Below are 12,699 nucleotides of genomic sequence, written 5' to 3' on the forward strand. Positions count from 1 at the left end.
GGCCGACCTGGGCAAGCGCTATGTCGCGGCCATGGGCGGCGAGGACAAGGCGCTGGAAGTGGCGCGCAAGGCCTTCGACGACGGCGACTATCGCTGGAGCGCCGAGGTCACGAACCGCATCGTGTTCGCGAACCCGAACAACACGGCGGCCCGATTGCTAGAGGCCGATGCCTTCGAGCAGATGGGCTACCAGGCCGAGGCGGCCACCTGGCGCAATGCCTACCTGGTGGGCGCGCGCGAGTTGCGCCAGGGCGTCATCAAGCCGCCGACCAACACCCAGGGCCCGGACGTGGTGCGCGGCATGGACAACGAGCTGCTGTTCGATTTCATCGCGCTGCGGCTCAACCACGAGAAGACCGACGGCATGAAGGCCGCGATCCAGATGGAGTTCACCGACCTCAAGGAAACGTGGGCGCTGGAGCTCTCGAACTCGGTGCTCAACAACACCAAGGGCCGCGTGCTGAAGAACCCGGACGTCAAGCTCACCCTGACGCGCCCGGCCTTCCTGGCGATGCTGTTGCAGGGCAAGAAGCTGCCCGAGCTGGTGGAAGCAAAGATGGTGACGGTCGAAGGCGATCCGAAAGTGCTGGCGAGCGTGTTCGCCAACGTGGAGACCTTCGATCCCTACTTCAACATTGTCACGCCCTGAGGCGCGCGCCGTCGACTTTTCGTTCCTGAGCATTTCACTTGAGACAAGGCAAATGAATCAACGACACTGGCTCGCCTGGTACGGCGACGTTCCCGCAACCATCAATCCCGACGCCTACGGTTCCGTCACCGAGATGTTCGAACAGGCCATGAAGAAGTACGCCGCCAAGACGGCGTTCAGCTCCTTTGGCCAGAAGCTGAGCTTTGCCGATGTCGACCGCCTGTCGGCACGCTTCGCCAGCTACCTGCAACGCGAAATCGGCGTCAAGAAGGGCGACCGCATCGCGGTCATGATGCCCAACCTGGCGTCCTTCCCGATCGCCTTCTTTGGCATCGCCCGCCTGGGCGCCGTGCAGGTCAACGTCAATCCGCTCTACACGCCGCGCGAACTGGAACACCAGCTCAAGGATGCAGGCGTCAAGACGGTCTTCATCTTCAATGGCTCGACGCCCACGCTGGCCGAGATCATCAAGGAAACGCCGGTCACCACGATCATCACCGCCGCCCCTGGCGACGGCCTGCCGAATTCGGCACTGCCGGCCCCGGCGATCGATGCACGCCTGACCAGCACGCTCTCGATGGGCGACATCCTGGCCGAAGGCAAGCCGACCGGCTACACCGCACCGACGATCACCGGCGACGACCTGCTGTTCCTGCAATACACCGGCGGCACCACCGGCCTGTCGAAGGGCGCCTGCCTGTCGCACCGCAACCTGGTCGCCAACACGGAGCAGTACAAGGCCTTCATGAAGGAGACGCTGCGTCCGGGCGAGGACGTGATCGTCACCGCGCTGCCGCTGTATCACATCTTCGCGCTGATGGTGAACTTGATCACCTACTTCTCGCTCGGCGCGGAGAACTGGCTAGTCGCCAACCCGCGCGACATCGAGGGCCTGATCAACACCTTCAAGGAATCGAAGATGTCGGTGTTCGCCGGCGTCAACACCCTGTATGCCGGCCTGGCCGCACACCCCAAGCTCAAGGAAGTCGACTGGTCGCACCTGCGCCTGTCGGTGGGCGGCGGCGCGGCCGTGATCGACGCGACCTCCAAGCGCTGGGAAGAGGTGACCGGCAAGCTGATCCTGGAAGGCTATGGCCTGTCGGAGACCAGCCCGATCCTGTCGATCAACCCGCCTTTCATCAAGGAATTCTCGGCCACCACCGGCCTGCCGCTGCCCTCGACCGACATCAAGCTGGTCGACGACGCCGGCAACGAAGTGCCGCTGGGCCATTCCGGTGAAATCTGCGCCAAGGGTCCGCAGGTGATGAGCGGTTACTGGGAGAAGCCCGAGGCCAATGCGGCATCGTTCACCGCGGACGGCTACTTCCGCACCGGTGACGTCGGCGTGTTCGACCAGCGCGGGTACCTGAAGATCGTCGACCGCATCAAGGACATGATCATCGTGTCGGGCTTCAACGTGTACCCGAACGAGATCGAGGCCGTCGCCACCAGCTGCCCCGGCGTGGCCGAGTGCGCCTGCATCGGCGTGCCTGATGCGAAGACCGGCGAAGCGATCCAGCTGTTCGTCGTGGCGGCGCCCGGCTCGAACTTGACGGCCGAGGATGTCGTTGCGCATTGCCGCAAGTCCCTGACCGGCTACAAGGTGCCGAAGGTCGTGCGCCTGATCGATGCGCTGCCCAAGTCCACCGTGGGCAAGATCCTGCGCCGCGAGCTGCGGAACGTGGCTTGAAGATCGCGTCAGGCAAAAACGAGAAACTGCAAGGAGACAAGCCATGCCTGGACTGTCGATCATCGACCTGGCAATGTTCCTGCTCGAGACGCCCGAGCGCCCGTTCAACATCGGCCCCTTGATCCTGCTGGATCCGCCCGCGCGCGCGCGGGCAACGTTCGCCGACCGGCTCGTGGCCGCGATGCTCAGGCGTACGCCCGGGGCTCCGTTCAACTACAGACTCCGGGCACCGCTTCTCGGCGTGCCCTCTCTGGAGGCCGATCCCGATGCCGACCCTGCAGCGCACGTGCATCGCATCACGCTCCAGGCGCCGGGCACTTTCGCGCAACTGTCTGCGAAGGTATGCGAGCTGCATGAGGCACCCCTGGACCGATCGAGCTTGCTCTGGGACCTCTACGTGATCGATGGCCTCGAAGACGGCAAGATAGCCCTGTACGGCAAGACGCACCACGGCATCATCGACGGCCGTGGATTCGTCCAAGCCATCTCGAACTGGCTGGCGGTGTCACCTGGCGATCGCAGCGTGCGGGCAATGTGGGAAGGCGTGCCGGCGCGAGCTGCGGAAAGCGCCGTACGAGCGTCCGTGACAGGCCGACTGTCCGGCCTGCTCAGCAAGGTCAGAGGCACCGCTACTTCGGCCGTGGGGCTGTACGGCATGCTTGCCCAGCAAGGCCTCAAGGCGCTTGGCGTGCGTGGCGTGGAAGGGATGTCGCTTCCCTTCACGGGCATCCCGCGCGCCCTTGCCGGAAAGGCATCTTCAAAGCGATCATTTGCTTACACCTCACTGCCCATCCGTGAGATCAAGGCGTTCGGCAAGGCCAATGGAGCAACCCTTAACGATCTGCTTCTCGTGAGTCTGGACATCGCGCTCGCCCGCTATCTTGAGGAGCGGAGCGAGCGTCCTGGCAAGGCGCTGGTGACGGCCATGCCGGTCGCGCTTGCGAACGCGGGTGGAGGCAACCAGATTGCCGTACTGCAGTTCCCGCTCGGCGCACCGGGCATGCCCGCGACGAAACGTTTGCAGGCAATTCGCGCGCAGACGGAGGCCATCAAGCGTGTGGTGGAGAAATCATCTAGCGACACGGTGATGCTCTATACGACGCTGGTGCACGGCCTGCCGGCGATGGCTGAGAAGCTTGGTCTGAAGAGCGGTCTTGCCGTCAGCAATCTGATGGTGTCGAACCCCTTCGGTTTTCCTGAAAAGCGATATCTCATGGGCGCCGCCGTCGAGATGGTGCTACCGGTCTCCGTGGTGCCTGCCGGACAGTTGCTGAACGTCACTGCCGTCACCTTGGACGATCGATTGCAGGTTGGATTTCTCGCCATGCCCGAGGCCGTCCCTGATGTCGACAAACTCGCGCGCTACACGGCCGAAGCGTTCGACGAACTCATCGACGCAAGGCCCTCACCGGCGGCAAAGCACGCTGCTCGGAAAAGTGCCTCTCGGGTGCACGAGGGCGTAAGTGAGGTCGTCCCGTACACCCGCAAGAGCACAGACTCTCGAAAGCGAGCGCGACGCACGGCCAATCAAATTTGACGCAGCCCATAGGCATTCTGGCGGTGCCCAAGGCGCCCTCAAACGGACGGCGACGGCTTCGTGCAACGTGATGGACGCCCGAAACGGCGCAATATGCTCATTCGACTACTCGTCAATATCGCCCTCCGTCTCACCCTGAAGCGCCTGTGGTCCAAGGGTCCGACAGTAGAAGCATTGCGCGTGAAGGCCGCAGCTGTCGACGCATGGCTCAGGCGCTGGTTTGGCAGCTTCGGGGTCGAGCCGATTCGAACTCATGGCGGGGCGGCGGAATGGGTCGGCGATGCGAGCGCGGCCAAGCGCGGCGTGTTGCTCTACGTTCACGGCGGCGCCTTCTGCATCCACCTTCCCAACGCTTACCGCCGACTGGCGTCTAGGTTGGCGCACAAGACTGGCATGCGAGTGCTTATGCCCTGCTATCGACTCGCCCCGGAACACCCGCTGCCGGCGGGGCTGGACGACTGCTTTGCGGCCTACTGCTGGTTGCTTGACCAAGGGATCGCGGCAGAACGCGTTGCCATTGCGGGGGATTCAGCCGGCGGCAATCTCGCGTTGGGTGTTGTGATGCGCGCGCGCGATGAAGGTCGTGCGCTGCCGGCCTGCGCCGTGTTGATGTCCCCCGTCACTGACCTTGCTGGCACCGGTCCGTCGTTGCACACCAACGAGATGAGTGACGTGATGTTCAGCGGGTCAGCCCTCGCGCTGGTGCAATCAGCCTATCTCAACGGTGCGTCAGCGAAATCGCCTTCTGCATCGCCCCTGTACGGCGAATGGGAGGGTTTGCCTCCCATGTTGTTCCATGCATCTGGGAGCGAAATGCTGCTCGACGATTCCCGGCGAGCCGTTGATCGAGCCCGTGCTCGCGGTGTCGTCGCGCACCTGAAAGTGTGGCCCGGTATGCCACATGTCTTCCAACTCTTCTCCCTGCTGCCTGAGTCCCGCCAAGCCATTGATGAGGTGGGTGCATTCATTGGCGAGCACACAAGCTTGCCAACCGAGTTCTGACGTCCCGCATATCGTTGGAAGCAGTGGCGCTCTCTGTGTGATCGCTGGTGGGACGACCGACGATGATCACCAAGGTCGCTACTGCACCCATTCGGAGATAGCCGACGATTTGGGGGGATCGTTCTCCGGATGCGGTCTGGCGCCTACAGCCCGCAAATCCGACTGCCCAGCAATGGCCCTCGCTCGGTCAGATTTTCATCTTTCCATCGGCCAGATTCAATCACAAGAGGTGTCAGGTCAACGGCACAGGGGACTCGCGCTGCGCTTGTTCTTCGGCGCGGCGCGTCGTCTCCGGCCACCAATGCTCGCGAGGCACGACTTTGGCTTGCTGCGGATCACCAAAGTAGTGGGGCGACATGATCTGGACACCCTGCTCGTTGAAAATATCCAGCAGGTGCGAGTGCAAAAGCTGCATGACCTCGGCGCGAGGTCGCGGCTCCTGCGGAATGGCTTGGCAAACCAGCCGGTACTCCACATAGAAGTCGGACAGCGCGGTCTTGAAGACCTTGGGTTCGGGTGATGCAAGCACGCCCTCGGTGCGTCGCGCGGCCTCCACCATCATGGCCTCCACCTGCCGCCAGGGCGTGTCGTAGCCAATGGTCATCACCGTGTCCAGAATATAGCCCGGCCCATGGACGGTGCGCGAATAGTTTTTGGTGACCGATCCCATGATCAGCGAGTTGGGCATGCTGATCTCCTCACCCAAGCCAGTGCGGATCTTTGTGGTGAATGTGCCCAGCTCCGTGACGGTGCCTTCCTGGTCGTTGATGCGCACGAATTCGCCCACGCGGATCGTACGCGAATACATCAAGAGCAGCCCACTGGCCCCCTGCCCCACCAGGCTGGATCCGCCCAGCGTGAGCATCAGGCCGACCAGCACCGAGATGCCTTTGAATGCTTCGCTGTTCGCCCCGGGCAGATAGGGGTACGCCATCGCAATGGCAAACAGCCAGACGGCGGCGTTGAAGATTCGGCGCGTCGGGACAGCGAGGTCCCGATCGAGCCAGGGTACAGTGCTCCATCCGCGTTCAGCGCGGTCGAATATCGGGCGGGCAATTGCGGTTGCTCCTCGCGCGAGCAGAAAGACGAGCAACGCCACGAGAAGATCGGGCAGCGAGCCCAGCACGCCGACAGCAATCTTGCCCGACGCGTCTGTCAGGAAACTACCCATCTTTTCGCCCCAAGCGCGCGTGTAGGCGAATCGCGTCAGCACGTATTGCAGCCATTGGTAGGTAAGAATGGCCATCACCAACCAGGCAACCGCTCCGACCGCCCAGCGCGCCGCGCCGCGAAGCCGGCCCGGGTTCAGCAAGGACAAGCCGCCTGCCTGCATCGCCGCCGCTTTGGTCTCGAGCAGATTGGCGGTGTGCGAGGCCAGGCGCTGGCGAAGTCGCCAGATGCCCCATAGGACGAGCCCAAACAGCATGGTGGCGAGCAGACTGAAGCCACTGGCATGCATCAGGCGTTTTTTGTCACGTGCTTCCTGCGTTTCCTCGATGGATCGGGACAAGGCCGTGGCTGCGTTTTGCGCCACCGCGCCAAGATCCTCGCCGCGTGTGGGGTCTGCGTCCTCGGGGATCAAGACGAACGCCAACGCGTCGTCCACCATCACCACCTTGCCCTGCGGGACGTCGCGCACAGAGACTCGTCCGGGGCCACCCTTGTCCAGCAATACGTCGATGGCCTCTTCGGCACGGCTAGCGCGATCAGCCGGCGACACACCCAAGAATGGCGCACGCAGCAGGGCGACCTTGCGATGCAGCACCACAACGTCCGCCTGCCCTGAGGACCCGGCAGGAGCCGAGCGATCCGTCGCCCGCTGGGCTAGCGCAATAGCCGGGAGCAGCAGGACAAGCGTCAGGAAGCAAGACGCCACAGAACGAGAAAAGTTGCACGATTGAAATACGGTAGCGAATCGCTGCATGAAGGGCACCTCCGCGCCCCGCCATGAACACCTCGTGGCCGGGCCAGCGGCAGATGATGCCCGAATCCGATGTTGGCTCCGCCAAGATGTATTCTCCGATCCGTCCCGTGCGCTGGCCGGCGCGCCAGAGGTTTGCGCTCGCATTCGCATCCCAGACGGGCGTAGCATCTCGTCGCCGATCCGATGCTCCAAGAACCCAACCATTCCGGGCTGACCGAGTCGAACGACCCGACACACTACCCATCTCGAAGACCTTCCGCAGACTGTGCACATTTGTGCGCAGGGGTCATGCACTTGAAGAGCACGAATTCGGAGTGCTGAGCCGCGGCAAGCGTGCTGGCCAATTGCACCTGCTGCTGATCCTCCCATGCAAGTCGCGCTCTCACTCCGGCAAGTTGGACCGAACTAGACTGGCTCGCAACTGCATGCCGTTGAGCAACTGGGCGTCTTGGAAGGGCGCGTGGGAGCTTCGCCGCGCACCGGCGCGGCATTCGTATCCAGCTTGAGGAATCGGGCCGGACTAGCTCCTGGCTTTGCATCGCTTTCGCGTTTCGGGAAGGGAATGCAACCGATTGCCGGCACCAAAGTGCAACTTGCGTGCGTTCGGACGAATGTGCATATTGAGCGTCACTTCCAAGGAGAGGTTCATGAGCACGTGGAAATCTCATTCGGGTGTTGTCGCGAGCTTGGTGGTCGCGGGATTCGTTGGCTTGGGCACGCTGGCGCTCCCCCTGCTAGGCGAGGCGCAAACGCAGACGCGGCCGCCGAATCAGAATCAGGCCCAAACAAAGAAACCGAACATCCTTGTGATATTCGGGGATGACGTTGGACAAACGAACCTCAGTGCTTATGGGCAGGGGGTCGTGGGCTACAAGACGCCAAACATTGACCGTATCGCCAAGGAAGGCATGATGTTCACGGACTACTACGCCGAGAACAGCTGCACCGCGGGACGCTCGACCTTCATCACTGGCCAGACAGCCAAGCGCACAGGGCTCAGCAAGGTGGGGCTACCAGGCGCGCCGGTTGGCCTGCAGGCGCGTGACATCACGATTGCCGAGGCGCTGAAGACCCAGGGATACGCCACCGGGCAGTTCGGCAAGAACCACCTCGGCGATCGCGACGACTACCTGCCCACCAAGCATGGCTTCGATGAGTTCTTCGGAAACCTATACCACCTTAACGCCGAAGAGGAGCCCGAGCGCCCGTATTGGCCGCAGGACAAGAACGACCCCTTCGTCAAGAACTTCTCGCCACGTGGCGTGCTCAAGGCCTCGGCCGACGGCAAGATTCAGGACACGGGGCCACTGACCAAGAAGCGCATGGAGACGATCGACGACGAGACCACCGCTGCCGCAATCGACTACATGAAGCGCCAGACCACTGCGGGCAAGCCCTTTTTCACTTGGATGAACTTTACCCGCATGCATCTGTTCACGCACGTCCGCGAGACCATGCGAAATCAAGCGGGGATGCCGGGCAACGAGTATGCGGACGGCATGATCGAGATGGACAACAACGTCGGCAAGCTGCTCAAGGCGGTGGACGATATGAAAATCGCCGACAACACCATCGTGATCTTCACCACCGACAACGGGCCTAACCAATTCAGCTGGCCTGATGCTGCAACCACACCGTTCCGTAGTGAGAAGGACACCAACTGGGAAGGTGCTTTCCGAGTGCCTGCAATGGTGCGATGGCCCGGCAAGATCAAAGCTGGCGAGGTAACCAGTGAAATGTTCTCGGGCCTCGACTGGTTTCCAACGCTGGTGGCGGCCGCAGGTGACTCAGGCATGACGGACAAGCTGCTGAAGGGTACATCGATCGGATCGAAGACAGGGAAGGTGCACCTCGACGGCTTCAACCAACTCGACTTGCTGACCGGAAAATCCCAGAAAGGCGCGCGTAACGAGTTCTTCTACTTCAACGACGACGCCGAATTGGTCGCGATGCGCTTCGGCGATTGGAAAGCGGTGTTCTGCGAGCAGCGGGCGCCCGGAGGCATGCAGGTATGGGCGAATCCATTCACTTGCTTGCGCCTGCCCAAACTCTACAACCTGCGTATGGATCCGTACGAACGAGCGGACGTGGTGTCCGACCAGTATTACGACTTCCAGACCAAGAACGTCTACCTGACGATCATGGCGCAGACGAAGGCGATCGAACACCTGAAAACCTACGTTGACTATCCGCCAAGCCAGTTGCCGGCAGAGTTCGGCATCAACGATGTTCAGCGCAAGATCAACGAGGGCATTGAGCAGAAATTCAACAAGCCGCCCGCGGCGGCCCCGGCGAAGAAGTAAGCCACGTCGAAGCTCATCATCTTGAGTCAGGGACTCGCGGGCGCTCCGGCGCGCGCTGCCGCCACAGTGGCGCCGCGCCTGCGATGGCCTGCGGTACTGCTGTTTGCCTCGGGCGCAGCTGCGCTGGTCTACCAGGTTTTGTGGATCAAGCAGCTGGCGCTGATCGTTGGCGTCGATGTACAGGCGGTGAGTATTGGCGTGGGCGCGTTCTTCGCCGGCCTGGCTGTCGGCGGAGGGGTCCTTGGTCGACTGGCGGACCGCTCCACGCGCCCCTGGCATCTGTACGCGGTGCTCGAAGTGGCCGCTGCCGTGCTGGGCGTGGGGGTGACCTGGGCATTGGGTCACTCGGCTGAGTCTTTCGTGTGGCTGCTGGCACGCGTCGGGCCACTCGCCTGGGCGTTGCCCCTTGTGCTGGTGGCCGTTCCCGCCACGCTACTGGGCGGCACGTTGCCGGTGCTGATGCGAGCGCTGGCGCCGGCGCTCGAACGCCTGGCTGGCGCGGGCGCACGCCTGTATGCGGCCAATACCTTCGGCGCGATTGTTGGCACGCTGCTCGGCGCCTTTGTGCTGATTCCATGGCTGGGGCTGCGCGGCAGTGCGTGGGCCGCGGCGTTGTTGAACCTGCTCGCAGCGGCCGGCGCGATATGGCTGGCGGGTCGGGTGCCCGCGGCAGCGGTTGCCGCCAATGCTTCTCCAATGGCAGCGTCGCACTCGCGGGCAGAGACTTCCGCTGCTGAGGCGCTGCGGCCTGCGCAGGTGCAGTGGGCTCTGGTGCTCTATGCCTTGGCGGGTGCACTGGCGCTTGGCTACGAGGTGGTGTGGTCGCAGGCGATCGTGCAGTTCACCAGCACGCGCAGCTTCGCCTTTGCCATCGTGCTGGCCACCTACCTGCTCGGGCTGGTGCTGGGCAGCGCGCTCGTGGCCCGTTGGGCCGACCGGCTGCGCGATCCATGGAGCGCGTTTGCCTGGTTCATCGGCGGCGCAGGGGCCTTGGCGCTGCTGGAGGTGAGTGTGCTCGGCCCCTGGCTGGTTCAGGCGCAGTCGGTGGCCGAGTCGGTCGCACGTTCGCTCGGTGCTGGCGATCTCATTCGCATGAGCGTGCGCTTCGCGGTTGCCGGTTTCAGCCTGGTCTTCTTGCCCACGCTGCTGCTGGGCGCGGCCTTTCCCATTGCGCTGCGGTTGGCAGCGGATGCGCAGCGCGTCGGCACCGGCGTGGGCCGCGTGCTGGCGCTGAACACGCTGGGCGGCATCGTCGGAACGGCCCTGGCGGGATTCGTTCTGGTGCCGTGGCTGGGCCTCGTGTACAGCCTGGCGGTTCTGGCGGTGGGTGCCTGCGCGGTAGCGCTGATCAGCGTGTTTGCGGGTCACGGCGTGAGACCGGTGGCTCGCCTCGGTGTGGCGGCGCTGGCTGTCGCCGTATTCGGGGCCGCGTGGATGGCACCACCTGAGCGACTGGCGCAGTTGCTGACCGAGGCACGAGGAGGCCGGCTGGACTTCTATGAGGAAAGCCGGGGTGCGACGGTGGCGGTGATCGAGCAGCGCAGCGGCAGCAACCGGTTCCACCGGCTCTACATCCAGGGCGTTTCCAATTCCGGCGATGCCATGACCTCACGACGCTACATGCGACTGCAGGCGCTCCTGCCGCTGATCGTGCACGGCGGCGAACCGCGCTCGGCGCTGGTGATCGGCCTGGGCACGGGCATCACGGCCGGCGCGCTCCTGGCCTGGCCGGGGCTGAATGAACGCGTGGTGGTCGAACTGCTGCCGGCAGTGGTTCGCGCCGCGCCCAACTTTCGTGGCAACTACGAGCTCACCACCGATCCGCGCATGGACATCCGCCTGCGCGATGGCCGGCGCGAACTGCTGCAGAGCGAGCAGCGCTATGACCTCATCACGCTGGAGCCGCCGCCACCTTCGGCCGCGGGTGTGGTCAACCTGTATTCGACCGATTTCTACCGCTTGGCCGCCCGGCGCCTGCAGACTGGTGGGCTGATTGCCCAGTGGCTCCCGCTGCCGACCCAGAACAACGACGACACGCGCGCGTTGGTGCAGAGTTTTCTCGCCGTCTTTCCATACGCGACGCTGTGGACCACGGAGTTGCACGAGATGATGCTGGTCGGATCCATGCAGCCTATTGTGCTGAACGGTGCCCGCATTGCCGCCCGCTTCGCTCAGCCATCAGTGCACGCCGCACTTGCCGAGGTGGGCGTGACCACACCCGCGGCCCTGATGGCAACGTGGGTGGGCGACCGTGCCATGCTGGAGCGCTATGCAGGCGATTCGCCACAGGTGACCGACGACCGTCCGCGCATCGAGTACGCCTCGTGGGTGCGGCTCAATGAATTTCCGGGCCAGTTGACGCAGTTGCTGCAGGCGCGTAGCGAGCCGCCGCTGCAAGGTGCGGACGCATCGGTGTTGCGCGACATCGAACATGAGCGCTCTGTGCTGCTGCGCTTCTACAGCGCCGGGCTGAACGCCTACCGAGGGGATCGCGCGGGTTGGGCGAGCGACATTCGGGCGGTGATGCGCGAGGATCCGGACAACCCGTACTACCGCTGGTTTGTCGGGCCGACGGGACGTTGAGTGGGTCACCGAACACATGAGGAAGAAACGATGTCCGCACGCGATGAGATCCTGGCTTTGACTCAACGCATGGGTGAGTCGATCATTGGCCAGAAGCGGATGATCGAGCGCCTGCTGCTCGGTCTGCTGGCCGATGGGCACCTGCTGGTCGAGGGCCTTCCGGGGCTGGCGAAGACGCGTGCCATCAAGAGCCTGGCGCGCAACCTGGATGCGAAGCTCTCGCGCATCCAGTTCACGCCCGACCTGCTGCCGGCCGACATCACCGGCTCGGAGATCTACTACAGCGAAGGCGGCAAGGGTGAGTTCCGCTTCCAGCAAGGCCCCCTGTTCGCCAACCTGGTGCTGGCGGACGAAATCAACCGATCGCCCGCCAAAGTGCAGGCCGCGCTGCTCGAAGCCATGGAAGAGCGTCAGGTCACCGTAGGCGGCACTTCGCACCCCTTGCCGCCGTTGTTCCTGGTGATGGCCACGCAGAACCCGATCGAGCAGGAGGGCACCTATCCGCTGCCTGAAGCGCAGATGGACCGCTTTCTCATGCACCTGAACGTGGGCTACCCGGAAGCCGGCGCTGAAGCGAAGATCGTCCGGTTGGCGCGCAGCGAAGAAGCATCTGCCGGCAAGCATTCAGGCAGTGCAAGTGAACCGCGCCTTGCGCAAGACAGCATCTTCTCGGCACGCACCGAGGTCCATGCCATGCAGGTGAGCGAAGCGGTGGAGCAATACATCGTCGCCTTGGTGCAGGCCACGCGCGAGCCAGCCGCCATCGATGCCGATCTGGGCCAGTGGATCCAGGTGGGGGTGAGCCCGCGCGGCTCCATCGGCCTGGACAAAGTGGCGCGCGCCTTCGGCTGGCTGCAGGGCCGCGATTACGTCATGCCGGAAGATGTGCAGTCGGTGGTGCACGAGGTGTTCCGGCACCGGCTGATCCTGTCGTACGAGGCGCATGCGGCGCGCGTGACGGCCGACAGCGTCATCGACAGGCTGGTGCAGAAGGTGGCGGTGGCCTGAGCC

At 63.6% G+C, this 12,699-nt stretch carries 8 protein-coding genes; 7 read left to right on the plus strand and 1 reads right to left on the minus strand.

Annotated features, from left to right (window positions below):
* The 4 genes from WKW79_RS34575 to WKW79_RS34590 form a co-directional block, all read left to right on the plus strand.
* Positions 1-649, plus strand: a 649-nt coding sequence (locus tag WKW79_RS34575; protein ID WP_340339761.1) for an alkyl sulfatase C-terminal domain-containing protein, incomplete at its 5' end; no start/stop codon positions are given.
* Positions 650-701: 52 nt separating this feature from the next.
* On the plus strand, positions 702-2,339 hold the full coding sequence (locus WKW79_RS34580; protein WP_340339762.1) for an AMP-binding protein: 1,638 nt from the start codon (positions 702-704) through the stop codon (positions 2,337-2,339).
* Between the two features lie 43 nt (positions 2,340-2,382).
* Positions 2,383-3,876: a wax ester/triacylglycerol synthase domain-containing protein gene (locus WKW79_RS34585; RefSeq protein WP_340339763.1), complete on the plus strand. Its 1,494-nt coding sequence runs from the start codon at positions 2,383-2,385 to the stop codon at positions 3,874-3,876.
* Positions 3,877-3,969: 93 nt separating this feature from the next.
* Positions 3,970-4,878, plus strand: a complete 909-nt coding sequence (locus WKW79_RS34590; protein ID WP_340339764.1) for an alpha/beta hydrolase — start codon at positions 3,970-3,972, stop codon at positions 4,876-4,878.
* A gap of 232 nt (positions 4,879-5,110) precedes the next feature.
* Here the strand turns inward: WKW79_RS34590 and WKW79_RS34595 are convergent, their stop codons facing one another.
* Positions 5,111-6,643 (minus strand): mechanosensitive ion channel family protein, encoded by a 1,533-nt coding sequence (locus WKW79_RS34595; RefSeq protein ID WP_340339765.1) that lies wholly within the window; start codon positions 6,641-6,643, stop codon positions 5,111-5,113.
* 806 nt (positions 6,644-7,449) lie between these two features.
* On the opposite strand from WKW79_RS34595, the gene WKW79_RS34600 reads away from it, so the two are divergent.
* The 3 genes from WKW79_RS34600 to WKW79_RS34610 are packed head-to-tail and all read left to right on the plus strand — an operon-like array spanning position 7,450 to position 12,696.
* Complete coding sequence (locus WKW79_RS34600) at positions 7,450-9,105, plus strand: arylsulfatase (protein ID WP_340339766.1); 1,656 nt, start codon at positions 7,450-7,452, stop codon at positions 9,103-9,105.
* Between the two features lie 21 nt (positions 9,106-9,126).
* Entirely contained in the window at positions 9,127-11,688 is a 2,562-nt protein-coding gene (locus tag WKW79_RS34605; protein ID WP_422824025.1) for a fused MFS/spermidine synthase, read from the plus strand.
* Between the two features lie 30 nt (positions 11,689-11,718).
* Positions 11,719-12,696: an AAA family ATPase gene (locus WKW79_RS34610; protein ID WP_340339767.1), complete on the plus strand. Its 978-nt coding sequence runs from the start codon at positions 11,719-11,721 to the stop codon at positions 12,694-12,696.
* Positions 12,697-12,699: the final 3 nt, after the last annotated feature.

Source organism: Variovorax robiniae, from assembly GCF_037889955.1.
GTDB classification, from domain to species: Bacteria; Pseudomonadota; Gammaproteobacteria; order Burkholderiales; family Burkholderiaceae_C; genus Variovorax; species Variovorax robiniae.

Coding starts and splice junctions, on each gene's coding strand:
- WKW79_RS34580 (WP_340339762.1), top strand. CDS start 702: ATGAATCAACGACACTGGCTCGCCTGGTACGGCGACGTTCCCGCAACC.
- WKW79_RS34585 (WP_340339763.1), top strand. CDS start 2,383: ATGCCTGGACTGTCGATCATCGACCTGGCAATGTTCCTGCTCGAGACG.
- WKW79_RS34590 (WP_340339764.1), top strand. CDS start 3,970: ATGCTCATTCGACTACTCGTCAATATCGCCCTCCGTCTCACCCTGAAG.
- WKW79_RS34600 (WP_340339766.1), top strand. CDS start 7,450: ATGAGCACGTGGAAATCTCATTCGGGTGTTGTCGCGAGCTTGGTGGTC.
- WKW79_RS34610 (WP_340339767.1), top strand. CDS start 11,719: ATGTCCGCACGCGATGAGATCCTGGCTTTGACTCAACGCATGGGTGAG.